Below are 24,693 nucleotides of genomic sequence, written 5' to 3' on the forward strand. Positions count from 1 at the left end.
GTGATAGAGATTCTGAGAGCAGAAGAATAGCGCTGACGCGTTCACAAGTTCTGCTTGCTCACTTGTATGAACATTAACAGAAAAGCCAGTATAAATAAAAAGCCGAATTTGCTTGATTCCTCTTTTATGCACTACTTCGAACTCAGTGCTGTATAAATCATGTACTGAGTTGCCTGAGCATCAGCGGGGATTTGTAGTTCTTTATGAGATTTAAACTTCGCTCTTCTCTTTTGTTTTCAATACGCTAGAGAGCTTGAAAGATCATATAAGAATGAAAATGGTGCCCCAGGCGGGACTTGAACCCGCACGGCTTTCGCCTGGGGATTTTAAGTCCCCTATGTCTACCGATTTCATCACCGGGGCCAGACTGGACAAGCTTGTGCAACCTACCCGTATGATGGATACGCGCTTAAAGCTCTTGGTTTATTTTAAACCGAGCGCTTATTATCCATGAACTCCGCATTTTTTACCAGCCTGCTCGGTTTTTGCCCGCTACTTTGCCAGATCAGGCACCACATTCTTTGCGTGATTAACGCCATTGCGAAAATAATTTCATGATATGGTAGGTAGACAAAGCTAAAGTCCAACACATTTATGAAAAAAATTCTTTTTCTTTGCAGCCAGAATCGCCTGCGCAGTCCAACCGCTGAGCAGGTTTTTGCCAGTTACCCTCATATTGAGGTCAGCTCGGCCGGACTGAATCACGATGCAGAAACTCCGCTGACACCTGACCTGCTCGAGTGGGCCGATACGATTTTTGTCATGGAAAAAAAGCACCGCAATAAACTGCAACAGAAATTCAGACCTTATATCAAAAACCAGCGCATCATCTGTCTGGGCATTCCTGACGACTACGATTACATGGAACCTGCCCTGGTTCAGCTACTCAAAATAAAAGTCAGCCCTTATCTGCCCGGATAAATCCGTTGCGCCCAACCTCCCTCGCTAAAAAGGAGAACCACATCCATCATGCTCAGCACTGAATTACATCACACCAGCTCCCCTGATTTTCTGCACACGCAAGGTTACGCGGTTATCCCCAATGTGCTTTCAGAAGCCCAATGCGCACAACTGCTGCAACATGCCGCGCCGTTCCAGACCCGCTCACGCAGTTCACGCACAGCGCTTTCTTTGCCCTGGTGTCAGGAACTGGCACACCAGTTGAAAACACACTCCGCCATTAAACCCCTGCTGGTGCCCGATGCGGTTGCGGTTCAATGCACTTATTTTGAAAAATCGGCCGATCGCAACTGGCTGGTCTCCATCCACCAGGATCTCAGCGCACCGGTAGCACAGCGTGTCGACCACCCCCAACTGCAAGGATGGTCTGAAAAAGAAGGGCAGGTCTTTATGCAGCCGCCTGAATCGATTATGCGGCAGATGCTGGCATTGCGGCTGCATCTGGAGCCTTGCACTGAAACTGACGGGCCGCTGAAAGTTTATCCGCGTACCCATCACCATATTGACTATGCACCTGACAGCGCACAAGACCGGGAAGAGGTCACACTTACCGCGGCCACCGGAACCGTTATCGCCATGAGGCCCATGACGTTGCATGCCTCTTCCAAAGCCAGTGGCCACAGCAAACGGCGCCTGCTGCACTTCCTGATGGGCCCGGCTGACCTGCCCTATGGGCTGCAATGGGAAATGGCCATATAAAGCATCAAAACAAAGCGTCTTTAGCCTACACGCTATTCATTCCTGCCATGCATCAAGCACTCCTGTTATGATGCTGCATTGTTTTGAATTCTGTTCCATGCGTTTTACTTTCAGTTTGCCGTCATTTGTTTTAATTTTCCTGCTGGCTATGACGTTATCCGCTCAAGCACAACCCAGCCCGGACCTATCCATGTTCACCCCGCAGGCCTACAAAGCCCGCGAAGTACATGCCGCCGTCGAGATGCGCGTGGTGGGCGACGGCGCACAGCGCGCTTATCTGTTTGTACCGGCGCAACCGCGTGTGGAAGATGCCATTCCGGTGGTTTTATTCCACCACGGCTGGCAGGGCATGAACCCGATGAACTTCGGGGCCCTGATCGACCACCTGGTACGCAGCGGACATGCGGTCATTTACCCGGTTTATCAGGATTCAGAACACACGCCACCGCCACTGGTAACAGATAATGCAGGATACGCCAACCGGCAGGCGCTCAATGTGCTGTCACAGGAGTTTGGCCTGATTCCGCGTCCGGGCCAGACACTTTATTACGGTTTTTCTGTAGGGTCGGCCATTTCAATCAACCTGGCATTAAACGCCGAGCATTATGGCCTGCCGCCGGCTGACGCCATGATGCTGGTATCGCCCGGGGATGCCTACCACGTTGACAATGGCCGCTGGACACAAAGCATTTACGGCCCCGTTGAAATGCTGCCGGCCAACCTGCCTGTTGTCATCATCACAGGAGAAGATGACGACATTGGCCTGCCGACGGCGCGCAAACTTGCCGCACGTTTGGGCCATATTCCACGCGAACATCGCATCATGCTGGTGGTTCCCTCCAGCTCATACAATGGCCGCAAAGTCATGGCCGGGCACGGCTCTCCCGGAGCCCCTGACAGCCGCTATAACTTCAGCCTGCAACGGTACCATTTTCCAGACATCCTGCAAGGCCTGCCTGAATATGAAGCATCCGCCTCTTTGAACCAACTGGATTTTTATGGTTACTGGAAAATTGCTGACGGCCTGCTGGACGGCCTGAAGAGTGATTCTTTCGCAGCCACCATTTTTGGCGATGGCACCGATCAGCAGTTGTCTTTAGGCTTTTGGGAAGACGGCACGGCGCTCAACCCGATGAAGATTGAGGAGCTTTGTCCGTAATCAATCGCTTACTATTTGCAATTACATAATGGCACATTCTATCTTTAGTTATATACAAATAGACATCGCCATAATTCGTACTGCTGGCCCAGGAAGGGAAAGCTGACAAACCTTTTGGATAACTTTACTTGCTTTATCCATTTCTTCTCTATATTTTTCAACACCGCTGCCCCTGCCCACGGCAGCAAGTTTTTCAATAATCTTTATCGCAGAAGATAGTACTGATCTTTGAACAAGACTCATGTTTTCTTTGTCGTTTACACAACGGGAAATTCTCCCTATAACTTTGAACTCACCATCACTAAGTTTCGCTTTAACTGAAAGTGGTTCCATATCACTTACGTCAATATCAACAATTCCAAGTTGTCGACCAGATTTTGGGTCAAGCATTAGCATTTCAAGCTGCCCAGATTTTAAATAGTCACTTTCCAACTCAGATAACACTTTCGTAATCAATTGTTCGTACTTACCAACATCAGTCCTTATATTTTTTGTAAAAATTTGAGAATTAATTTTCTCGCCAAAACTTTGAAGTAATTGAGAAATCAATGGAGCTGTAACTTTCAGTGCTTCAATTATTGAGTAGAAATCAATCGACTTCAGTAATACATTCATTTCAACATAATGCTCATCTCTCTCTGCTAATCCAGGATTGAAGTTTTTTATCAACTGCTTGCGCTCATTAAGCTCATCAATTAGCGACATATGAAGCCCCCCTAAGGTGTAGCGCCTCGCAGTTTTCGTCGCAATTGTTTTTTCTTTAGCTTGCTCCGCAGATGCTGAAATAGGTGATAAAAGGTCCTGTAAAAATTTAAATCCAATGCTTATATTCCCATTACTCTTAGCAGTGTTCCCCTCCGAAATTTCGGACTCCATTGCTACTCCCTTAAATACGTATGCTGCACAATTTAGAACCATTTTTTCGTTTAAATATACCGGCTCAACATAGAAGCTCATGAGACCCCCGATAAACTTGGATGAACATGTCAATACTGCTTGACGCCTAGAAACCAGAACTGCGTGCGGTGTCAGAAGATTATAAGCAAGATGTAGCAAACTACATTTAAAAAATGAGACTAGCGTGACTTGTTTAAAAATTGATTCTGCTAGTCTTCCACATAATTACCTGAACACATTTGCAGAAGATCGTTTTTAGAACATAATATAAACCTATACAAAATCTCCATATATGGACCGTTGTTTCGCCTGTCAAACCGACAGCCCTCAATTCATGTATGGATAGGTTCGCATAACGAACCCCTGAGCGTTAAGTCGGAATGGCTTAGATTCATTTATTTTTATACAGAGACAACCCCATGACTAATCAGGAAATTTTAGAACAGTATGGCCCACGTGAATCCATGGATTATGACGTTGTTGTGGTCGGGGCAGGTCCCAGCGGTCTGGCAACGGCAATCCGGCTGAAACAGCTGGCACAAACCAAGGGTCAAGAAATTTCTGTGTGTGTATTAGAAAAAGGTTCTGAGCCTGGCGCCCACATTCTTGCAGGCACAGTCATTGACCCGGACTCGCTGACCGAGCTGATCCCTGACTGGAAAGCCAAAGGCGCGCCCCTGAATCAGCCGGTGCTGGAAGATGAAATGCTGTTTCTGACCGAAAAAGGCTCCATCGGCATTCCTCATATTTTCATGCCCTATAACTTCCGCAACGACGGCAATTTCATCATCAGCCTGGGCAACCTGGTGCGCTGGCTGGCTGAACAGGCCGAAGGGCTGGGGGTTGAAATATTCCCTGGTTTTGCTGCAACGGAAGTGCTGTATGACGACAAAGGCGCTGTGGCAGGTGTTGCCACCGGCAACATGGGCATCGGTAAAGACGGCCAGCCCACTGACAGTTTCCAGTTGGGCATGGAACTGCGCGCCAAATACACGGTTTTCTCAGAAGGCGCGCGCGGCCAACTGGGCCGGCAGTTGATCGACAAATTCAAACTGGATGCCGAAGCCGACCCGCAGTCCTATGGCATTGGTGTTAAAGAGCTGTGGGAAATCGACCCGGCCAAACACCGCCCGGGCCTGGTGCTGCATACTGCCGGCTGGCCGATGGACAGCAAGACCTATGGCGGTGGTTTCATGTACCACATGGAAGGCAACAAGGTCACACTGGGGCTGATTACCGGGCTGGATTACAGCAACCCCTGGCTGAGCCCGTTTGAAGAAATGCAGCGCTGGAAAACCCATCCGGTTCTGCGCTCTTACCTGGAAGGCGGCAAACGCATTGGCTACGGCGCACGCGCCATTACGGCCGGTGGCCTGCTCAGCCTGCCCAAGACCATTTTCCCGGGTGGTGCGCTGGTCGGGTGTGACGCCGGTTTCCTGAACGCCAGCCGCATCAAGGGTTCGCATGCTGCGATTAAGAGCGGCATGCTGGCTGCTGAAGCCATTGGCGAGGCGTTGGCACAAGGGCGCGAGCACGACGAACTGATTGCCTACCCCGAAGCGTTCCGCCGCAGTTGGCTGCATACCGAGCTCAATCAGGCCAGAAACTTCAAGCAGTGGTTCAAGAAGGGGCTGTACATCGGCTCGTTCATGACAGGGATTGAAAACCTGGTGCTGCCGGTATTGCGCATCAACAGCCCGCCCTGGACAATTCACCACAGCAAGGCCGACTACCAGAGCCTGCGACCTGCGGCAGAATCCACCCGCATTGACTATCCCAAGCCGGATGGCAAACTGACATTTGACCGTTTGTCCTCGGTCTTTTTGAGCAATGCCAATCACGAGGAAAATCAGCCGCCGCACCTGACATTGAAAGACGCCAATGTGCCGGTGAACGTGAACCTGAAAATTTACGCCGGCCCGGAAAGCCGTTACTGTCCGGCCGGTGTTTACGAATTCATCGAAGAGGACGGGCAGGAACCGCGCTTACAGATTAACGCCCAGAACTGCGTGCACTGTAAAACCTGCGATATCAAAGACCCAACACAAAACATCGTCTGGGTTGCACCGGAAGGCGGTGGTGGTCCAAACTATGTGGACATGTAAATAAACCTCAATTGGTCACCCCAATGATACTGGGCGAAGCTGGCAACTTCGCCCATTGTTTTTATTTGCCGCCACCGATCCGGTTCAGCAAATCACCACCCAGCCGATTCAAAATCTCCCGCTCCGGCTTGCTGTCAGCGCTGCCCTGGCCCGACTGCGTCGCATTCAACAGCCTTCTGCGCGCTTCTTCCTCCAGAATTTTGCGGGTAATGGCCTGCATATCAAGCGCTACCGTGACATGGGGATTTTTCCAGCCGTTTTCCACCACAATCGGAACATCCTGGGTATAGTTGGCAACCTCTTGCGTATAGGTGGCGGCTTTCTCTAAAAAGGTGACCAAAGAACCCAGGTTCACAGGCAGCCCCGCCAACCATTTGGCGGCAGGCTCTGCGGCATTGACATCCAGACTGACTTTCACCGACCCCGATGTTGCAGCAAAACTGTTCGCTGTGGCACTGGCCTGCAAGCCTGGCGCCGTCAGCGTCAACGGCCCCGATATAGCCCCGGAACTCAGTGCATACGATACATTGTTGCCCTGAATACGGGCATTGGTCGCCTGTACATCCAGGGCAGCAAGCCGCACCAGATTGCTGTCGGAAAAACTGCCATGGGTCGTCAGTTGCTTGACCCGGAAAAAACTGACATTGCTGGCATTGGCCGCATTGAGCTTCACGTCAAAATCAATCGTCTGCGCCGTTTTTTGTGTTGCATTCACGGTACCGCTGATTTTGTCGCTGGCCAGTTGGCTGTACAGCAGGCGTGGGTCCACGCTGCTGGGTGTCACAGTCGCCTGCCAGGTAGCCGGCTTGCCAGCCACCGGCAACGTATAGACGCCCTGAACATCCACATGCCCCTGCCCAATCACCGCATTTAAACGCTGTATGGTCGCCTGCGTGGTATTCAGCAGCACATCGGCTTTCAAGGCAGACACCGGCAGGCGCGAGCGGTCCAGCGTACCCGTTACCCCGTTTTTCAAATCGGCAGACAACTGCGCCTGCTGTGCGCCAGTTTCCCCTGCTTGCGAGGTTGTCACCACCACCGTACCGGAAAGCAGTGTCTGTGGCGCCTGTACCCAGAACGCATTAGCATTGAATGCCTGCAAATCCAGATTGGCTTTCGGAACCATCAGCGCACTCCATGGCATGACCGTCGCATGCAATTGCGCTTTCGGGCCATTTGCTGTGCCGGTTTTCGTCTGTGCATTGGCTTGTACATCCAACTCCGTCAGCAAACCGCTGATTTTGGCCTGTGCCTCAATATCCACCGTCTGCGTACTTTCCGGCACCTGTGTTCTCAGCACACCATTCAGTGTTGCATCCAGTTGCGGGTTCTGGGCTCTCAGTGTCGCCTGCGCCCGGTAGTCGCCATCTGCCACATGCAGGCTGGTTAAGTTCATCTGGTGGTTATCGCCGTCAAACCGATAACTGCCGGCAATCTGCGATGCAGCAACTTTCTCGCTGTTTTCACCCCAGATCACGGTATTGATTTGCAGTTGCTTCAAATCCAGTTGCAGCGGCAGGCTGATATTGTCCGGAGGGGCTGATGCTGTTTTTGTTTCCGATGTCGGCGGCGGTTCCGCTGCCCCTTCTTTTACCGGCGCAGGCTTTTGAATCACCTGGACTTTATCCACGGTGAGGTGATCAATCGTCACCTGGCGGCCAAACAGGAGCGACAGTTGCCAGGCCGCATCCACATCGCTCAGGTGCAGATCCAGATTTTCCTGCTGCCAATGCAATGTGCCAATGTGCCCGCCGTGCCGCAATGAGCCCTGCACATCGGTAGCTGTCAGTGTCCGCCCCGGTCCCAAAAACCGCTGCGCCAAAGACAGCCCCTGCGATAAAGAACCATTGCTGCCGCTCCAGATCCATAAACCGCCCACCAGCACCACAAGGATGACAAGGATGGTCAGTACGGTTTTCAGTAACCAACGGGAACGTTTTTTTTCTGCTGGTGTTGCTTGGTTCATGGCAATATACCCCCTGCACGGTCAATATGATACTGACTGATTTTTAGCATTTATATATTGAAAATCATATGCCAAACCGGCCTCCTTTGTTTAGACCCTGAATCTCTGTTGCCAAATTATTTTTAACTACCCATAAATAAAAAGAGCATATATACTTCAAAACAATCAGGAGAGTGCAGTGCAAAACCTGTTTTTGCGCTGCCGCCGAAGGCGCAGGACCGAATAAATCCGGGACTCAAACGCTCAGGCAAAAGGACTGACGACACCTCACTGGAGAGAGGTCGTTGCATTGGTTGTATTGGCCCTCATTACCAGGCCCGCAGCAATAGCATCACCCACCGAAGGGGCAAATTGATATTTTGGCACGTCACGGTTGACTGCCAAGGTGTTTTTGAATCTCTCAGGTACCCGGGACAGCGAGGGCAAGTAAACCAGACACCACGCCTGCAGGGTGTCGTGCTGGTTTGTTTTTACATTGCCCACAACAGGAATTGCTGTCATGTCATCCACTGCCCAGCCAACAACCGCCTTACTGAAAACACCGCTGCATGCCCTGCACCTGGAATTAGGTGCCCGTATGGTGCCGTTTGCAGGCTACGATATGCCGGTGCAATATCCTGCCGGGCTTATGGCCGAGCACAAACACACACGCACTGCAGCGTCCCTGTTTGACGTTTCGCACATGGGGCAGCTCAGCATCACGGGGGCAGACGCCGCCCCGGCACTGGAAAGCCTGATTCCAGCCGATGTGATTGGCCTGCCAGCAGGTCATCAGCGCTATGGCCTGCTGCTCAACAGTGCCGGCGGCATTATCGATGACCTGATGATGTTCAACCGGGGAGAAGACCTGTTTGTCATCGTCAACGGTGCCTGCAAAGTCAACGACATTGCCTACATGCAAGAGCACATTGACAAGCGATGCCAGATTGAATACCTCGAGTCTCATGCTTTGCTGGCCCTACAAGGCCCCCAGGCTGTTACAGCCATACAGCGCCTAAGCCCGCGCCCGATTGAACTGGTATTCATGACAGGCGGCTGGTACGAGCTAGACGGCATTCGCTGCCATATCACCCGCAGCGGCTACACCGGGGAAGACGGTTTTGAAATCTCGGTGCCAGCAGCACAAGCCGAACAACTGGCACGGGCGCTGCTCAAGCAGCCGGAAGTCATGCCCGCCGGCCTGGGTGCGCGCAACTCGCTGCGACTCGAAGCCGGCCTGTGCCTGTACGGTAACGACATGGACGATACCACCACGCCTGCTGAAGCCGCCTTGTTGTGGTCTATTCAGAAAGTGCGCCGCACAGGCGGCGAACGCGCCGCGGGCTTTCCGGGAGCGCAGCATGTACTGGCCCAGATTGATAAAACCGAACCGGTAACACGCAAACGGGTCGGACTGGTCGCACTGGAACGTGTTCCAGTACGCGAGGGAGTTGTGCTGCAAAACGAACACGGCACGCCCGTTGGGCAGGTGACCAGCGGCCTGCTGGCCCCCACGCTGGATAAACCGATTGCCATGGGCTATCTGCCGCCCGAAATGAGCAGCGTTGGCACCAAGGTGACCGCGCTGGTCAGAGGCAAAAACATCCCGATGGAAGTTGCCGCCCTGCCGTTCATGCCGCCCCGGTACTTCCGGGGGTAGTACCCGATTTTTAAATGGCTGTGGTAGGCTTTGTGAATTGCCGTTTTGTCTTCTGCCCATTCTGGTCATTTTGCGCCAGAACCGGCACCCGGCTCAAAAGCGGACACGCCCATTGGTTATTTTTTTCATTTTTCAAACGATCAGGAGTCACATATGACTGTTAAATACACCGAAGAACACGAATGGATTCAACTTGAAACCGATGAGGCTGCAACCATCGGCATCACACAGCACGCGCAGGACGCGCTGGGCGACATTGTGTATGTCGACCTGCCCGAGTTGGAAAAGGTTTACGCCAAAGGCGAAGTTGCAGGCACGGTAGAGTCGGTCAAAGCGGCTTCTGACATTTTCATGCCGGTAGCCGGCCGGGTGGTTGAGGTTAACGAAGCGTTGCGCGCAGACCCTTCGCTGGCCAACAGCGACCCCATGGGTAACGGCTGGTTTTTTAAGGTTTTAATCACCGACATGGCCGAATTTGACGCCCTGATGGACGAGCCCGCTTATGAAGCACTGCTGAAAAAAGAAGGTTGATGGAACCTTCTTGTGCATGCAAGACATGCCGATTGCTGTAACTGCTCTTGACTGGATTTTCTGAAAGAAATTTATGCTGACGATTTCTGCACACCCTTTGAGTGAACTGGCACCTCAGGATGCTTTTGTCCACCGGCACATCGGCCCATCTGCCGATGATGAAGCCATCATGCTCAATGCCATCGGCGCGGCTTCGCGCCAGGCACTGATGGATACACTGGTTCCGCAAGCCATCCGGCTGAAAAAACCGCTGCCACTGCCAGAGCCGCTGCCTGAAAACCAGGCGCTGCAGGAGCTGCGCACCATCGCCAGCAAAAACCAGGTTTTCAAGAGCTTTATCGGACAGGGTTACTACAACACGCTGGTGCCCAATGTCATTTTGCGCAACATCTATGAAAACCCCGGCTGGTACACCGGTTACACCCCTTACCAGGCTGAAATCAGCCAGGGCCGCATGGAGGCACTGGTCAACTTCCAGACCATGGTCACCGACCTGACCGGACTGGACATTGCCAATGCATCCCTGCTGGATGAAGCCACCGCTGCCGCAGAAGCCATGACGCTCGCAGCGCGCGTCAGCAAGTCCAAATCGACCATCTTTTTTGTGGCAGATGACGTGCTGCCGCAAACACTGGATGTGGTGCAGACCCGCGCCAAACCACTGGGCATTACCGTTCAGGTCGGCCCATTCGACATGGCTGCACGCAGTGGCTGCTTTGCCGCTCTGCTGCAATACCCCGGGGTGCGGGGTGACATTCATGATCTGCGCCCTGTCATTGCATCGCTGCATGAAAAAGATGCGCTTGCCATCGTCGCTGCCGACATTCTGGCACTGACACTGCTGGCCTCTCCCGGAGAACTTGGCGCAGACATTGCTGTTGGCACCACCCAGCGTTTCGGTACCCCCATGGCCTGCGGCGGCCCCCATGCCGGTTACATGGCCTGCAAAGATGCCTACAAACGCTCGATGCCCGGCAGACTGGTTGGCGTCAGTCAGGATACCCAGGGCAACCCCGGCCTGCGGCTGGCACTGCAAACGCGAGAACAGCACATCCGGCGCGAAAAAGCCACATCCAATATCTGTACGGCCCAAGCCTTGCCCGCCATCATGTCCAGCATGTACGCGGTGTACCACGGCCCACAAGGGCTGCAACGCATTGCATTGCGCGTCGCCAATTACACGGCCATTCTGGCCGACGGGCTCAAACGACTGGGTTTGTCGGTAACCAACAGCAGTGCATTTGACACCCTGACGGTACGCACAGATGCAACGACCCAGGTCATTGCACAACGCGCCATACAGGCACAAATGAACCTGCGTTACGTCAGTGAAAATGAGTTGGGAATCTCTCTGGACGAAACCACTACACCGCAAGACATTGAAGCCTTGTGGCAGGTTTTTGCTGGCGATAACGCCGCAGTCCCGACCATTCAGAGCTATACCCAGGGACTGCCGCCGCTGATCCCGGCTGACTTGCAACGTGCAAGCGACTACCTGACACACCCGGTTTTTCAGGGGTTTCACAGTGAAACCGCCATGCTGCGTTACATGCGCTATCTGGCCGACAAAGACCTGGCGCTGGACCGCAGCATGATCCCGCTGGGAAGCTGCACCATGAAACTCAACGCCACCAGCGAGATGGTTCCCATCACCTGGCCGGAGTTTGCCCAGATACATCCGTTTGCCCCGCAGGAGCAACGCCATGGCTATACCGAACTTGATCAACTGCTGCGTGACTGGCTGTGCCAGATTACCGGCTATGCAGCCATCAGCCTGCAACCCAATTCAGGTGCACAGGGTGAATATGCCGGCCTGCTGGCGATTCGCGGCTGGTTTGAAGCACAAGGCAACAGCCACCGCAATATCTGCCTGATCCCGGAATCCGCGCACGGCACCAACCCGGCCAGCGCGCACCTGGCCGGATTCAAAGTCGTTCCGGTGAAATGCACTGCAGAAGGCAATGTCGACCTGGATGATCTGCAGGTGAAGTGCAAACAACACGCCAATGAGCTGGCCGTGATCATGGTCACCTACCCGTCCACACACGGTGTGTTCGAAAGCGGCATCGACACCTTATGCCAGATCGTACATGCTTATGGCGGACGCGTTTATGTGGATGGCGCCAACATGAATGCGCTGGTCGGCATCGCTGCGCCCGGGCAGTTCGGCGGTGATGTATCGCACCTGAATCTGCACAAAACATTCAGCATTCCCCACGGCGGCGGCGGACCCGGTGTAGGGCCGGTATGCGTGGCCGAAGACCTTGCCCCTTACCTGCCCGGACAAGGCAAGGCTGGAGCCGTATCGGGCGCACCGCTTGGCAATGCCGGCGTACTGCCCATTACCTGGATGTATATCCGCATGATGGGGTTTGAAGGCCTGCGTTCAGCCACTGAAGTCGCCATTCTGAATGCCAACTACATTGCCGCCCGGCTCAGCAGTTACTACCCCATTCTTTACACAGGGGGCAAGGACATCAAAGGCGGTGGCGTGGCACATGAATGCATTGTGGACATACGCCCCCTCAAAGAAAAAACCGGTATCAGTGCTGAGGACATTGCCAAACGGCTGATCGATTATGGCTTTCATGCACCGACATTGAGCTTTCCGGTACCGGGCACGCTGATGGTTGAACCCACAGAAAGTGAGCCTTTCATCGAGCTGGAGCGTTTCTGTGAAGCCATGATTACCATTCACAAAGAAATACAGCAAGTGGCTGATGGTGTCTGGCCGCAGGATGACAATCCGCTGGTTAACGCGCCACACACCGCGCAAATGATCGCGGATGAAAACTGGTCGCACCCCTACCCGCGCCACATTGCGGCCTACCCGGTAGACAGCCTGCGCATGCGCAAATACTGGTCACCGGTCGGGCGAATTGACAACGTGTATGGTGACCGTAACCTGTTCTGCTCGTGCATTCCAGTCACTGAAATTAACCTTTAAACGCTGGTAACCGTTCATTTGATGGCCAGGAAGGCAAACTTCCTGGCCATTTTTATGCAAGGCGCACCTATGGATCGGGCAAATTGGCCCGGCCATATTGTTGCAAACAGTGTTGTTTTTTTACAATTTCAGTCCATTGATTCACATAACTCAGAAGCGTTATAATTAAAAATGTTGCTTTGTGCCCCATGGGGCGCGTATGAGCAGGCAAACAAGCAGGCATTTGGTGTCTCCCAAAGTTACAGACAGTCGCATATCCTGTCACAACTCGTGTAAACACCTTCGTCACATTTAACTCAAAAGCCTTGTTGTTTTGCCATTCGGACCTATATCTCATTGAGAAGGTCTTGATACTTACAGAGTTAACCCCGTTTTCTGCTGCATTAAGTTAATCGCGTTACAGCCGATGTACAGGTGTGTGTTGTTTTATGGCAGGGAGTCCCTATATGAGCCATGGGCCTTTTTGCAGTCCAACAAAAACATCTTTGCACAGGCTATGCATTAAAGCTTAAATTGACGAAGGATCACCATGGCTACAGCCAAAACTACGAAAACCGCACGCACCTCAAGCAATAAAAAAGCAACCCCACCCAAAGAAGACGCCGTCAAAAAGAAAACGCGGGTAAGTAGCCAGGCTGCACAAGTTGCTACGGCCAAAGCAACCAAAACCGCTGTAGCGCGAACCAAAACAGAAAAAGCCGCTGCTCCCAAGGCAACCAAGGCTAAAACCAGCGCCAAAGCCAAAAAACAGGAAGCCGAACTGCTTGACGAAGAACTTGTCGAGCAGGCACCTGCCAAACGCGGGCGCAAACCGGCCGCCGGCAAAAAAACCGCTGCCAAAGGCAAAGGAACTGCCAGCAAAGCCCCCAACTTCAGTGAAGACGATGACTTTGTCGCCGATGATGACGAGAACTTTGATGATGACAACGAAGTTGTTATTGAAGATGAAGTTGAAGTTGAAGAAGATACCTCGGAGACCACTTCTACCGAGCGGGTAAAACCTTTGCGCATGAAAGTTTCACGCGCCAAAGAGCGTGCCCTGATGAAAGAATTCGGGCTGGATGAAGGTGTTTTGTCTGAAGATGAAATCACGTCACGCCGCTCCAAGCTCAAAGCCCTGATCAAGCTCGGCAAAACCCGTGGCTATCTGACTTATGGCGAAATCAATGACCATCTGCCCGATAAACTGGCCGAAAACGAAACCTTTGACATTGTGGTTGCCATGCTCGACGACATTGGCGTTTCTGTGTATGAGCAGACACCCGATGCCGACACCCTGCTGCTCAATCAAAATGCATCTTCGGCAGCCACTGAAGAAGAGGCCGAGGAAGAAGCCGAAGCCGCTTTATCCAGCGTCGACTCTGAATTTGGCCGCACCACCGACCCGGTACGCATGTACATGCGTGAAATGGGTTCTGTAGAGCTGCTGACCCGCGAAGGCGAAATTGAAATCGCCAAACGCATTGAAGGCGGCCTGCAGCAGATGATGGAAGCCATCTCCGCATCTCCCACCACCATTGCGGAAATTCTCTGCCTGGCGCAGGAGATCAAAGACGGCACGACTCAGATTTCACAGGTGGTTGACGGTTTTGTCAATCCGGATGAGGCCGACGACTGGGTGGCCGAAGAAGACCAGGACTTTTTTGATGACGACGATGACGATGAGGAAGGCAATGCCCTCACCGCCAAACTGGAAGAGCTAAAGAACGAAGCGCTGGACCGGTTTGACCGCATCAGCAAGCTGTTCGATAAAATCCGCGATGCGTACACCAAACACGGCTACGGCTCCGAAGCCTATCACAAGGCACAACATGCGTTGACTGAAGAGCTGATGACCATCCGCTTTACCGCACGCACTATTGAACGGCTGTGTGATATTCTGCGCCAGCAGGTTGACGATGTGCGCACACAGGAGCGTGAACTGCGCAAAATCATTGTCGAGCGCTGTGGCTACCCGATGGAGCAGTTCATTGCCGAATTCAGCGGGCGTGACAAACACGGTAAACCGGCCTCCAGCCAGTTACTGAACCTGCAATGGTCAGTTGACCATTCCAACACCAATAAAGCCTGGAGCGCAATCATCGGCCGCAATATTCCTGATATTCAGGAAAAACAGCAGCGCCTCATTGACCTTCAGATCAGCGTGGTGGTACCGCTGGAGCGGCTCAAAGAAATCAACCGCGACATGATTCTGGGCGAAAAAATGAGCCGCGACGCCAAAAAAGAAATGATCGAAGCCAACCTGCGTCTGGTCATTTCCATTGCCAAAAAATACACCAACCGCGGCCTGCAGTTCCTGGATCTGATTCAGGAAGGCAACGTCGGCCTGATGAAAGCGGTAGACAAATTTGAATACCGTCGGGGCTATAAATTCTCGACGTATGCCACCTGGTGGATCCGCCAGGCCATTACCCGTTCCATTGCCGACCAGGCCCGCACCATCCGTATCCCGGTGCACATGATTGAAACCATCAACAAGATGAACCGCATCAATCGCCAGCATCTGCAAGAGCATGGTTTTGAGCCTGATGTGGCACTGCTGGCACAACAGATGGAAATGCCGGAAGACAAGGTGCGCAAGATCATGAAGATTGCCAAGGAGCCTATCTCCATGGAAACGCCGATTGGAGACGATGATGATTCCCACCTGGGCGATTTCATCGAAGATACCGGCAACACCGCACCGGTGGAAGCAGCCATGCAGGCCGGTCTGCGCGACGTGGTCAAGGATGTGCTGGATTCACTGACCCCACGCGAAGCCAAAGTACTGCGCATGCGTTTCGGTATTGAAATGAGCACCGACCACACGCTGGAAGAAGTCGGCAAACAGTTTGACGTGACACGTGAGCGTATCCGCCAGATTGAAGCCAAAGCTTTACGCAAGCTCAAACACCCCAGCCGTTCAGACAGGTTGCGCAGTTTCACTGAAAACCGCTAAACTGGCCACACACCGGCCATACTTAAAAAAGAAGCGCATGACATGCGCTTCTTTTTTTATGCCCCTGCTATTCCTTTTATTCCTGTTATCCCTGCTATTCACCAACAGGTTGCGGCGGTTGTGCAGGTGGCATGGTCTCTGCCAGTTCAGACTGCGGCGGTGTAGTCTGCTCCTGTGCAGGCGTTGCAGGATTTGCAGAAACTGCCGGTGTTCCAGCGGAAGGTACTTCCGCCGAACCAGAAAGCGGTTCTGCTGGTAGGCCTTGCTCAGGCGCTGGTTCTGGCAGCGGTTCAGGTGGCAGCTCCGGTGGTTTGGGCGGTTGCAAGGGGGCCGGATTCAACCATGTCACAATATCTCCGGTAAGCAGTTTGGCACCCTCGTCTGACAAGTGAATCCCATCTGCCTGCCGTATCCGTATCGGTCTGCGCGCGCCCTGCACGGTGGCAAACTCCTGGAACTTGCCATTGGCATCGGTAAAGCGGTCTGATACATCCCACCAAATCGCGCGCGGGTTCTGTGACACCACGCTGTAGGCCACTTCATTCACCACATTGATATTTTGGTTGTATTTATTCGGGCGCATCGGTGGCAGCTTGATCCACAGTACCACTGCACCATCCCGGGTCAGCATATTCAGGTAATCCGTCAAGCGGCTGGCATACACGTCACGCCATTCGGTGCTGCCCAACGTCAACACCTTGCGGTTCACCTCCAGGTTTTGCGTATCGTTGGCACCAATGGCCACAATCACCACGGCAGGTTTCACATTGCTGCCCACCATCAGCGGATATTCTTTCTGCCAGTCAAACACATCCGGCCTGGCCAACCCGGTTGCCGAGCGGAACGCCTTCACTGTCACCACGCTGTTGCGATGCGCGGCCAGATCGCGCTGCAACTGTGCACCCAGCCCTACCGCCATCATCGAATCTCCGGCCAGAACGACATAGCGCGGTTTCTCTGTCTGTGCCTGCGGCAGTTGGGGCAATTTCATATCCTCCGCCGGTTGAATGGCGGGCAGCCAGCCCTGCTGCATCTGCTCTGCCGTTACCCCGGCATAACCAGGCGGCACCAAAATGCCTGTTCCATCCGGCTGTCCGGTTGCCTCTCCGCCTTCAGGCTGGGCAGACGGTGGTGTATCACCACAATCCCCATCCGAGCCTCCCGGCACCACAGAAGGCTCACCATCCTGTCCGGTTGCTCCGCCGGTTATCGAGTCGGCGTTGTCTTGCGTGTCCACCGGCATATCCGACCAGCCATGCTTGGTCAGAAAACCCAGTGCCTGCGGGCGAAATTCTGTCACCGGTGCGGCCACCGCACTCCAACTGCGGTCAACCGCCTCCACCAGTCGTAAAATTCCCTGCTGCAGCGGCCCAACCTCCAGCCGCTGCGCCCACACAACCAGCCCCTTGGCCTCCAGCAGGCTGATGCACAGCACAAAGCCCAGCACCACCCACAACAGTTGCCGGCAATTGTTTCGCAAAAGAGGTTGACGCTGCTTACTCATGCTCTTATCTAAAACTGAAAATAAATAAAGGGCGCAATACCAGTGGGCCCTAACAAATCAATCACAAAAACCGCTACGGCCAACGCAAGCCCTCTGGTAAAGGCAGGCCAGCGGGCTAACAGCAGTTCCAGCCCGTTCAGGCAGCGCCGCGGCGTATATTGCCCGGCCAGGCCGATCAGCAGCATCACCAGCACCGGCGCACTGGCCAGTGTAAACGCTCCCCAATCCGACAACCGCCCCAGCACATCAAACGCCAGATCAAAACTGGATGAACGGAAAAACACCCAGCCCAGGCACACCGCATGAAACAACAGCAACCGTGCCACCCAGCGCCAGGTTTTTGTCTTGCGCATGCGCTGTAAAGCCGGCCACGGAATCAGACTCCATAACCGATGCACCACCAGATAAAACCCGTGCAGGGCACCCCAGACCACAAATGTCCAGTTGGCACCATGCCACAGGCCTCCCAGCAACATCGTCACCATCAGGTTCAAATTGGTGCGCCATGGGCCTTTGTGCGAGCCGCCCAAAGGGATATACAGATAATCGCGCAACCAGGTTGACAGTGAAATATGCCAGCGCCGCCAGAACTCCTGTGGGCTGGCTGCCATGTAAGGCGAATCAAAGTTTTTCGGGAATTTAAAACCCATCAGCATCGCGCAACCAATGGCAATATCGGTATACCCGGAAAAGTCACAGTAGATCTGCACCGCGTAGGCATAAATGCCCAGCAGCATATCTGCACCGCTGTAAAGCTCAGGGGCGGCAAATACCGGGTCGACCACCCGGGTCGCCAGCGTATTGGCTATGACCACCTTTTTAAACAGCCCCATCACAATCAACATCAGCGCACGGTTGGTGCGGATATGCTGCGGATCGCGCGGCACACGCAACTGCGGCATGAAATAAGAGGCCCGCAGAATCGGGCCGGCAATCAGTTGCGGGAAAAACGCCACATACAAAAGCGAATCGCCAATCTCCACCTTCTGTTTAAGCTTGTTTCGGTAAACATCACCCAACAGTGAAATGGCATGGAAAACAAAAAACGATACCCCCAGCGGCAGCTCAATGGTTTCCAGGTTCAGCGTTGGCGGCGGTCCGAATATGCTCCAGACATCCAGCAGCGTTTCCAGAAAAAAGACTGTGTATTTGTAATGCGCCAATACGGCCAGACACCCGACCACGCCCAGAATCAGCCAGCGTTTTCTGACCTTTTTATCTTCGTGGCGCTGAATCTGCTGCGCAATCAAGGCGGCAAACAGCGAGATGCCGAACAGCAACGGCACATACGCCCAGCTCCAAAACCCGTAAAACACGTAGCTGACCAGCAGTAAAAACGCTTTCTGCCACACCAAATGGCGATACAGGCCCCAGGATATACCCAGTGCCAGCAGAAAAAACAGGCCAAACTCTACGGTAGGAAAAAGCATAAAAACCAGACTTGCCCCGTCAGCGCTTAAACTGACACGGCAAAAATGCATGAGCCTTTAAAATCACCAAACTTTGAATTCTAAGGTCTAAGTCCTGTTTATGCGCGTACTCTTCTTCAAAACTAGGGCTTCTTTTCACCCCCTCAGCTAAATGCATCGCAAAAAAGGCGCCCTGAACGGCGCCTTCGTACTGGGCAGAGAGTTCCAGCCACACTATTGTGCAGTCACCCCACCATCAATCACATATTCAGCGCCTGTAATGAAGCTGGATTCATCTGATGCCAAAAACAAAACCAGGTTTGCAACACCGTCCGGCGTGCCAATCTGTTTTAGAGGATAGGCCTGTGCCAGCTCTGTAACGGCTTTACCTGTCGTTTTAGAGGCATACTCCACCATCTCGGTCTGAATATAGCCCGGATGAATAGAATTCACCCGCACATTGTCACCCGCATATTCCATGGCAACATCTTTCGTCATGATACGTACCGCACCCTTGCTGGCACCATACAATGCATGTCCGGCAGCGCCCTTCAGGCCCGCAATCGAAGACGCATTGATCACCGAACCCTTATGCTGCTTGGCCATGACGGGAATCGCGTGCTTCATGCCCAGGAAAACACCCGTGACATTAATTGCCATCAACCGGTTCCACTCTTCCAAAGTGATCTCCACCAGCGGTTTAATCACGTAGATGCCTGCGTTATTAAACAATATATCCAGTGTCCCGTAGGTCTTGACCGCCGCTTGCACCACATCCACCCAGGCCTGTTCGGATGTCACATCATGCCCCATGCCAATCGCTTTGCCGCCCGCCTGCTCAATCTCTTTGGCAAGTTGCTTGACGCCGTTCTCATTCACATCCGTCAACACCAGCGCGGCGCCCTCTTTGGCAAACTTCCATGCCGTTGCCTTACCAATTCCGGCAGCAGCACCTGTAATCAAAGCGACTTTATCTTTCAAACGCATTGTCTATCTCCTCTGTTCTTCAAATCAAAGGCGCTTGTGTTTGTATGCATAACCTCCTTGCATCCATGGCGCCTGTCAAAAAAAGAAAGTCCAACCGGGTTGGACCTTCCTGCCTTACTTCTTTTTTTAACCGCCTTCGTTTAATTTAATGCCGGCCAATACCTGTTCAGCCTTGGCGCCAACCAGTTTCTGGTAAAGCATCGGGTCCGTATCGCCCTCGCTGCCAAAAAAGAGCAGCCGGCTCTTCGAATCCAACCCCAGATCCATTCGGGCCTTGGCATCCTGCAATGCACCAATGGCAGCCGCCAGCCCTGCCACAGCAGATTCGCCAGCGACAATAGCCGGGTCATCCCCCTGCGGATACGCCAGCACATTCATCGTGGCCACCGCCGCAGCGTCATCAATCATGCAAAACGCATTGGTGCCCTGCGCCAAAATATCCCAGGCCAGCACAGACACTTCTCCACAAGCCAGGCCCGCCATCAAAGTATCCAAAGCCCCATCCACCGCTTTGATTTCCCCGGCCTGGGCACTCTGATACAAACAATCGGCCTTATCAGGCTCCACCACCACAAACACCGGGCGATCCTCGCCCTGATGCTCCCAGAAATAACCGCACACTGCCGCCGCCAAAGCCCCGACACCGGCCTGCACAAAAATATGCGTTGGCGGCTTCTCCAGCTGTTCAGCAGCTTCTGCCACCATGACCTGATAGCCCTGCATCACATTGCGCGGCACATCTGTATAGCCGGGATACGACGTATCAGAAATCAAAAACCAGCCATTTTCCTTGGCATCCATATCTGCCTGGTGCACGGCCTGATCGTAGTTACCTTGCGTGCGTACTACGCGGGCCCCGTATTGTTCAATCGCCTGCTGGCGCCCATCACTGACCGTGGCATGAATATATATCACACACTGGCAGCCAAACAGGCTGGCACCCCATGCCACCGAGCGACCGTGGTTACCGTCGGTTGCCGTCGTCACCGTCAGCGTCGCACAGACCTGCCGCACATCCGGGTCATCACGCAGATCATTCATTGTGACATCACGCCCCATGCGTTTACCGGCCTCACGGCACAACAAGCGCCCCACAGCATAGGCCCCGCCAAGCGCTTTGAAACTGCCCAATCCAAAGCGTGAGCCTTCATCTTTATAACTGATATGCGCCACGCCCAACGCATCTGCCAATGCCTGCAACGAGTGCATGGGAGTGACATGGTAATCAGGCCAGCTCTCTATTTCTGCGCGCGCTGCCTTCAGTGCATCTGCGTTCAGCACATGAGCCTGCTTGGCGCCATATTTCTGGTTTTTGTCATAGGCAGGATTGATAAAATAATGCACTGCCATATTGGGAATCTTGCTCATAACATCCTCAAATATCCGAGCTTTTCAAGAGCATTGCAGCCGAACGCTCCCCTATCTCCAACATACCATCAGAGGCATGCTGTCTCTGCTGATTATTGGGCCTTTACATCCACGGCATCCGTCTTTACTTTATACCATGAGACGTTTGCGCACTTGATGACATGTTTGCTTTTTAAGCATTTGTACCACATTATAAAATAAACTGTATATTTATACAGCATTAAAGCATATTGTGAGCAACATCGTACCAGTGTGCATGGGTAAACTGAGACAGGTCTGACGGCGAAAGTTGAAAAACCGCCTTGGGGTGCCCTGCGGCAGCCCATATCACCTCAAACCGCAACAACGCCTGATCCAGCAAAGTAACAGGCGCACAGGTATGCGCCACTGGCGCTACGCCTCCAATGGCGAACCCTGTTTTCTCCCGCACAAAATCCGCATCAGCGCGGCCCAGGCCAAAAGCATCGAGCCCCAGGTGACATGCCACTTTATGTTCATCTACCCGGTGGTCTCCGCTGGCAATCACCAATACGGCAGCATCGTCTTTTTTACGCCGGAAAATAATACTTTTGGCAATCTGTCCCAACTGCACATGCAAAGCATCTGCTGCCTGTTGTGCTGTGTTTGCTGCATCATCAAACAGCACAGGAAAGTAGCCATGTCCGCGTTGCTCTAAAAATGTATGGACCCGGCGAATGCCCTGAGGCAGACGGCCCACATGAGCGGCCTCCTTCACATTGTTCATCCGTATGTCTCCTTTTATCAGGGGTGTGTTAGCACACCCTCGTATTATCAGTATCCCAATTGTTTATCCACCACCCCTGAGACTGTTTCGCCACGATCCAGCAGGCGAATTTTTTCTGCAATCTGCCTGATGGTATTGGCCCTGGGCGTGACGGCGGCCACATGCGGTGTTATGGTCACTTTAGGATGCTTCCAAAAAGGATGTTCCAACGGCAGCGGCTCCTGCGCAAAAACGTCAAGCATCGCCCCTGCAAGTGTCCCCTGGTCAAGAGCGGCCAGCAAATCCGGTTCAACCACATGCCCGCCACGTGCAATATTGATCAGGTAGCCATCAGGCTTGAGCAAAGCCAGCGTTCGCGCATTGACAATGCCCTGCGTCGCAGAGGTCAAAGGCAACAGGCAGACTAAAATCCTACTGGATGACAGCAAGTGATGCAATCCGTCATCACCCGCATGGCACGCAAACGGCAACCCTTGTTTGGCGGTACGGCTCCAGCCGGCCACAGGAAAACCGAGCTGCTGTACCGCCTGGGCGACCTGACGCCCCAGCACCCCCAGCCCCAATATAGCCACCGGAAATGCCTGTTTGTCTCTGACCTGCCGCGGCTCCCATAGACCATGCGCCTGTTGCTGCGCGTAAAAATCAAATTCGCGATAAAAACGCAGCAAGGCATAACTGACATATTCAATCATCTGCTGCGCCATGCCACTGTCTTCTATGCGTACCACCTGCAGAGTCTGCGGCAGTTGCAACTGTAACAAAGCATCCACCCCGGCACCGGCATTGAACAACGCACGTAACTTGGTCTGGTGGTCGATAAACGCCTGTGTGGCCCGCCATGTCACAGCGTAATCAGCAGGTGCATCTCCCTCCTGCCAGACTTTCACCTCGTGCTCAGGCAATGCCTCTTGTAAATCATGCGCCCACAGCGGGGCATCCACTTCCACATATCCACGGAAAAAAATACAAACTTTCATGATTCACCCACACCTTGCAACAGGCTTCAATTACCAGTATCGTCTGAATATACCGGATACCACCAGGCACACTCATTTTGTATGTGATGTCTGAGCTAAAGACTCACACATCTGATCTGACTGTATACCGCACAAGAAATATATGGCTGGCTTAAGAGTAACACTGCTGCGCAGCAGTTGCGTCCAGAGAACCGCCCAAAACAAAAGCATGGCCCCTGTGAGAGAATGCCATGCCTGTAGTTTCGTAACGTTATCAGAAGATAACGGAAAATAACGCCGGATTAAAGCAATTTATTCAACTGTACCGCCAGATTACGTGCTACCACACGTGCCAGCCCGACATGCTCTACATCTGAAAGCTGAAGCAGCAATACGCCCGCTTTAGCCACCCGTTCAATATACCATGCACCAGAAGAAGTCCAAAACAGCACTCCTGAAGCTTCGGTACCGGGAACCAGAGTAGACAACTGTAACTGCGTTTGTCTGAGCAGTTCACTTGCACAGGCTGCCGCCAAGCCGGAATCCACGTCATAACGGGATGTCTGAGCCAAAACCAGACCATCAACACTGGCAAAAACCGCCAGTTGCAGGCTCGGAACGTCCTGAATCACTGAATCCAGATACTGTTCAATACTCGACGACACACTTATCTCCTCAGGTTAATTCGTGTCAACTGGCGAAATCCGCACAAACAAAGCAGCGCCTGGGCCAATGTCCAGACCGACTTGAGCTCCGGCACATCTACACCGGTCGGTGATACAGACGCAGACGCGTTACCTCGCGGATAATGCAGCAGCACCTGGGTATTCACAAACTCAAGCAGATAAGCGCTTTCGGGCTTATCTGCCGCTGCTGATTCTGAAAGACCAAACCAGGCCATCGCCATGTTTTCGGCCTGCGCAGCAGTATACTGGCTGCTGGTCGCTACGCATAACAAATCAGATGTCACAATCCAGGCCGGCTTTTGCTCGCACACCAGTTGATCCAGCGCCGCGCATAAACGCACCCAGGCACTGCCCTGCTGGCCGGCAGCTACACTGCCTTGTTCAATGGTCATGGCGACATCAACATTCAGGTAGCCCAGGTCGATCATTTTCATCAGGCTTGGGGCAATGTCTTTCACGGCCATTTCTGTAGCCAAAGACAGTTTCTGAATATCAAAAACAAAAGAACTGGTCTGAGCAACCAGAAACTCCATCAGACTGCGTTCGTGCGCAGGAGCCTCAACAGACAATCCTTTTAAAATACCTGATACAGTGGGAGTCAGATAGCGCAACGGCTCAGACATATAACCTCATGATCCTGCACAACACAAAACAAGCCCAATTATTTCCGACTGTTTTGCTGTGTCAACTTGATAAAAAAAAAACGCATCCCCCTTATGGGAGACGCGCTTTTCCCATTTTTTTATAAGGCAGCTTCAACTTCAGGCATCGCCATCCGCGATTTGGTCAACACCATCCCCAAGTTAGCCCCTTTACGGCAAACGAAACAGCCCACCTGGTGCTGCTTTTTGCCCCGCAGGAATACGTGCAGCAGGTTGTCACTGTTCACAATGATTTCCTGGAAATAATGGCGGCCGTCTTCGCTGACGCCACGCGCTTTACGGAAAATCTGCTCAATCAACTGCACATTCTGTCCTTGAAACAGATCAGAAGTTGCAGCAGCCAACAATTCAATCACTTCCCGTGGATGAGAATCCACTGTTTTAATTGCCAACAACATCCCTGAATCCAAGTCAACGTAGCCTGCGGCAACGCAGTCAGGAATTGATGTTACAGCCTTTTGCAAGGCAAAATCCAATGAGCTCATGGGGCTTCCTTTCTTATTTATAGCGTTATTTTAACAAATATCACTCAGAT

The 24,693-nt window shown here is 52.9% G+C and carries 20 protein-coding genes, 1 tRNA gene and 1 riboswitch; of the genes, 8 read left to right on the top strand and 13 right to left on the bottom strand.

The features are described 5' to 3' along the window. Nucleotides 1-278 precede the first annotated feature (278 nt). Nucleotides 279-363: transfer RNA gene (locus AACY98_RS11825), tRNA-Leu, on the bottom strand. Nucleotides 364-594: 231 nt separating this feature from the next. On the opposite strand from AACY98_RS11825, the gene AACY98_RS11830 reads away from it, so the two are divergent. From AACY98_RS11830 to AACY98_RS11840, 3 genes are all read left to right on the top strand, one after another. Beyond that, entirely contained in the window at nucleotides 595-921 is a 327-nt protein-coding gene (locus AACY98_RS11830) for a low molecular weight protein tyrosine phosphatase family protein (RefSeq protein WP_126979297.1), read from the top strand. A gap of 48 nt (nucleotides 922-969) precedes the next feature. Then, entirely contained in the window at nucleotides 970-1,659 is a 690-nt protein-coding gene (locus AACY98_RS11835) for a phytanoyl-CoA dioxygenase family protein (protein ID WP_339805253.1), read from the top strand. 97 nt (nucleotides 1,660-1,756) lie between these two features. Further along, nucleotides 1,757-2,818 carry an alpha/beta hydrolase gene (locus AACY98_RS11840; protein WP_339805255.1) on the top strand — a complete coding sequence of 354 codons (1,062 nt, stop codon included), beginning with the start codon at nucleotides 1,757-1,759 and terminating at the stop codon, nucleotides 2,816-2,818. A 48-nt stretch (nucleotides 2,819-2,866) separates the two neighbouring features. On the opposite strand, the gene AACY98_RS11845 is transcribed toward AACY98_RS11840, so the two are convergent. Further along, nucleotides 2,867-3,775, bottom strand: a complete 909-nt coding sequence (locus tag AACY98_RS11845; RefSeq protein WP_423817567.1) for a DUF6414 family protein — start codon at nucleotides 3,773-3,775, stop codon at nucleotides 2,867-2,869. Nucleotides 3,776-4,134: 359 nt separating this feature from the next. Between AACY98_RS11845 and AACY98_RS11850 the strand changes: the two genes are divergently transcribed. Then, nucleotides 4,135-5,820 carry an electron transfer flavoprotein-ubiquinone oxidoreductase gene (locus AACY98_RS11850; RefSeq protein ID WP_339805259.1) on the top strand — a complete coding sequence of 562 codons (1,686 nt, stop codon included), beginning with the start codon at nucleotides 4,135-4,137 and terminating at the stop codon, nucleotides 5,818-5,820. Nucleotides 5,821-5,881: 61 nt separating this feature from the next. Here AACY98_RS11850 and AACY98_RS11855 read toward each other — a convergent pair whose 3' ends face one another. After that, nucleotides 5,882-7,786, bottom strand: coding sequence for a hypothetical protein (locus tag AACY98_RS11855; protein WP_339805262.1), 1,905 nt, complete (start codon nucleotides 7,784-7,786; stop codon nucleotides 5,882-5,884). A gap of 156 nt (nucleotides 7,787-7,942) precedes the next feature. Next, nucleotides 7,943-8,055, top strand: a riboswitch (glycine riboswitch). Continuing rightward, nucleotides 8,054-8,287 (bottom strand): hypothetical protein, encoded by a 234-nt coding sequence (locus tag AACY98_RS11860; RefSeq protein WP_339805264.1) that lies wholly within the window; start codon nucleotides 8,285-8,287, stop codon nucleotides 8,054-8,056. Its footprint overlaps the riboswitch before it by 2 nt. Between AACY98_RS11860 and gcvT the strand changes: the two genes are divergently transcribed. From gcvT to rpoD, 4 genes are all read left to right on the top strand, one after another. Continuing rightward, nucleotides 8,286-9,425: a glycine cleavage system aminomethyltransferase GcvT gene (gcvT, locus tag AACY98_RS11865; RefSeq protein ID WP_339805266.1), complete on the top strand. Its 1,140-nt coding sequence runs from the start codon at nucleotides 8,286-8,288 to the stop codon at nucleotides 9,423-9,425. The genes AACY98_RS11860 and gcvT overlap by 2 nt on opposite strands. A gap of 153 nt (nucleotides 9,426-9,578) precedes the next feature. After that, nucleotides 9,579-9,956, top strand: coding sequence for a glycine cleavage system protein GcvH (gcvH, locus tag AACY98_RS11870; protein ID WP_126979285.1), 378 nt, complete (start codon nucleotides 9,579-9,581; stop codon nucleotides 9,954-9,956). Between the two features lie 73 nt (nucleotides 9,957-10,029). Beyond that, a complete protein-coding gene (gcvP, locus tag AACY98_RS11875; protein ID WP_339805268.1) occupies nucleotides 10,030-12,903 on the top strand; it encodes an aminomethyl-transferring glycine dehydrogenase in 2,874 nt (957 codons plus the stop codon). 529 nt (nucleotides 12,904-13,432) lie between these two features. Next, nucleotides 13,433-15,841: an RNA polymerase sigma factor RpoD gene (gene rpoD, locus AACY98_RS11880; RefSeq protein ID WP_339805271.1), complete on the top strand. Its 2,409-nt coding sequence runs from the start codon at nucleotides 13,433-13,435 to the stop codon at nucleotides 15,839-15,841. A gap of 94 nt (nucleotides 15,842-15,935) precedes the next feature. On the opposite strand, the gene AACY98_RS11885 is transcribed toward rpoD, so the two are convergent. The 9 genes from AACY98_RS11885 to AACY98_RS11925 form a co-directional block, all read right to left on the bottom strand. Continuing rightward, nucleotides 15,936-17,345: a DUF459 domain-containing protein gene (locus tag AACY98_RS11885; RefSeq protein ID WP_339805274.1), complete on the bottom strand. Its 1,410-nt coding sequence runs from the start codon at nucleotides 17,343-17,345 to the stop codon at nucleotides 15,936-15,938. An 8-nt stretch (nucleotides 17,346-17,353) separates the two neighbouring features. Continuing rightward, nucleotides 17,354-18,775, bottom strand: a complete 1,422-nt coding sequence (locus AACY98_RS11890) for an MBOAT family O-acyltransferase (RefSeq protein ID WP_339805276.1) — start codon at nucleotides 18,773-18,775, stop codon at nucleotides 17,354-17,356. Nucleotides 18,776-18,988: 213 nt separating this feature from the next. After that, the gene (locus AACY98_RS11895; RefSeq protein ID WP_339805278.1) at nucleotides 18,989-19,741 is read right to left on the bottom strand and encodes an SDR family NAD(P)-dependent oxidoreductase; all 753 of its coding nucleotides are present in this window, start codon (nucleotides 19,739-19,741) and stop codon (nucleotides 18,989-18,991) included. Between the two features lie 126 nt (nucleotides 19,742-19,867). Further along, nucleotides 19,868-21,109 (bottom strand): diaminopropionate ammonia-lyase, encoded by a 1,242-nt coding sequence (locus AACY98_RS11900; protein ID WP_339805280.1) that lies wholly within the window; start codon nucleotides 21,107-21,109, stop codon nucleotides 19,868-19,870. Between the two features lie 220 nt (nucleotides 21,110-21,329). Next, complete coding sequence (locus AACY98_RS11905; RefSeq protein ID WP_339805282.1) at nucleotides 21,330-21,854, bottom strand: YbaK/EbsC family protein; 525 nt, start codon at nucleotides 21,852-21,854, stop codon at nucleotides 21,330-21,332. Nucleotides 21,855-21,901: 47 nt separating this feature from the next. After that, nucleotides 21,902-22,831: a 2-hydroxyacid dehydrogenase gene (locus tag AACY98_RS11910; RefSeq protein ID WP_339805284.1), complete on the bottom strand. Its 930-nt coding sequence runs from the start codon at nucleotides 22,829-22,831 to the stop codon at nucleotides 21,902-21,904. Nucleotides 22,832-23,112: 281 nt separating this feature from the next. Continuing rightward, on the bottom strand, nucleotides 23,113-23,475 hold the full coding sequence (locus tag AACY98_RS11915) for a hypothetical protein (protein ID WP_339805286.1): 363 nt from the start codon (nucleotides 23,473-23,475) through the stop codon (nucleotides 23,113-23,115). A 2-nt stretch (nucleotides 23,476-23,477) separates the two neighbouring features. Further along, nucleotides 23,478-24,119, bottom strand: coding sequence for a hypothetical protein (locus AACY98_RS11920; protein ID WP_339805288.1), 642 nt, complete (start codon nucleotides 24,117-24,119; stop codon nucleotides 23,478-23,480). Nucleotides 24,120-24,238: 119 nt separating this feature from the next. Beyond that, on the bottom strand, nucleotides 24,239-24,643 hold the full coding sequence (locus AACY98_RS11925; RefSeq protein ID WP_126979263.1) for a hypothetical protein: 405 nt from the start codon (nucleotides 24,641-24,643) through the stop codon (nucleotides 24,239-24,241). Nucleotides 24,644-24,693: the final 50 nt, after the last annotated feature.

The organism is Saezia sanguinis (genome assembly GCF_963921665.1).
Lineage (GTDB): Bacteria > Pseudomonadota > Gammaproteobacteria > Burkholderiales > Burkholderiaceae_C > Saezia > Saezia sanguinis.

Bases quoted from the DNA above. Each gene is read 5' to 3' on its own strand.
- AACY98_RS11830 (WP_126979297.1), top strand. From the start codon at position 595: ATGAAAAAAATTCTTTTTCTTTGCAGCCAGAATCGCCTGCGCAGTCCA.
- AACY98_RS11835 (WP_339805253.1), top strand. From the start codon at position 970: ATGCTCAGCACTGAATTACATCACACCAGCTCCCCTGATTTTCTGCAC.
- AACY98_RS11840 (WP_339805255.1), top strand. From the start codon at position 1,757: ATGCGTTTTACTTTCAGTTTGCCGTCATTTGTTTTAATTTTCCTGCTG.
- AACY98_RS11845 (WP_423817567.1), bottom strand. From the start codon at position 3,775: ATGAGCTTCTATGTTGAGCCGGTATATTTAAACGAAAAAATGGTTCTA.
- AACY98_RS11850 (WP_339805259.1), top strand. From the start codon at position 4,135: ATGACTAATCAGGAAATTTTAGAACAGTATGGCCCACGTGAATCCATG.
- AACY98_RS11855 (WP_339805262.1), bottom strand. From the start codon at position 7,786: ATGAACCAAGCAACACCAGCAGAAAAAAAACGTTCCCGTTGGTTACTG.
- gcvT (WP_339805266.1), top strand. From the start codon at position 8,286: ATGTCATCCACTGCCCAGCCAACAACCGCCTTACTGAAAACACCGCTG.
- AACY98_RS11860 (WP_339805264.1), bottom strand. From the start codon at position 8,287: ATGACAGCAATTCCTGTTGTGGGCAATGTAAAAACAAACCAGCACGAC.
- gcvH (WP_126979285.1), top strand. From the start codon at position 9,579: ATGACTGTTAAATACACCGAAGAACACGAATGGATTCAACTTGAAACC.
- gcvP (WP_339805268.1), top strand. From the start codon at position 10,030: ATGCTGACGATTTCTGCACACCCTTTGAGTGAACTGGCACCTCAGGAT.
- rpoD (WP_339805271.1), top strand. From the start codon at position 13,433: ATGGCTACAGCCAAAACTACGAAAACCGCACGCACCTCAAGCAATAAA.
- AACY98_RS11885 (WP_339805274.1), bottom strand. From the start codon at position 17,345: ATGAGTAAGCAGCGTCAACCTCTTTTGCGAAACAATTGCCGGCAACTG.
- AACY98_RS11890 (WP_339805276.1), bottom strand. From the start codon at position 18,775: ATGCTTTTTCCTACCGTAGAGTTTGGCCTGTTTTTTCTGCTGGCACTG.
- AACY98_RS11895 (WP_339805278.1), bottom strand. From the start codon at position 19,741: ATGCGTTTGAAAGATAAAGTCGCTTTGATTACAGGTGCTGCTGCCGGA.
- AACY98_RS11900 (WP_339805280.1), bottom strand. From the start codon at position 21,109: ATGAGCAAGATTCCCAATATGGCAGTGCATTATTTTATCAATCCTGCC.
- AACY98_RS11905 (WP_339805282.1), bottom strand. From the start codon at position 21,854: ATGAACAATGTGAAGGAGGCCGCTCATGTGGGCCGTCTGCCTCAGGGC.
- AACY98_RS11910 (WP_339805284.1), bottom strand. From the start codon at position 22,831: ATGAAAGTTTGTATTTTTTTCCGTGGATATGTGGAAGTGGATGCCCCG.
- AACY98_RS11920 (WP_339805288.1), bottom strand. From the start codon at position 24,119: ATGTCTGAGCCGTTGCGCTATCTGACTCCCACTGTATCAGGTATTTTA.
- AACY98_RS11925 (WP_126979263.1), bottom strand. From the start codon at position 24,643: ATGAGCTCATTGGATTTTGCCTTGCAAAAGGCTGTAACATCAATTCCT.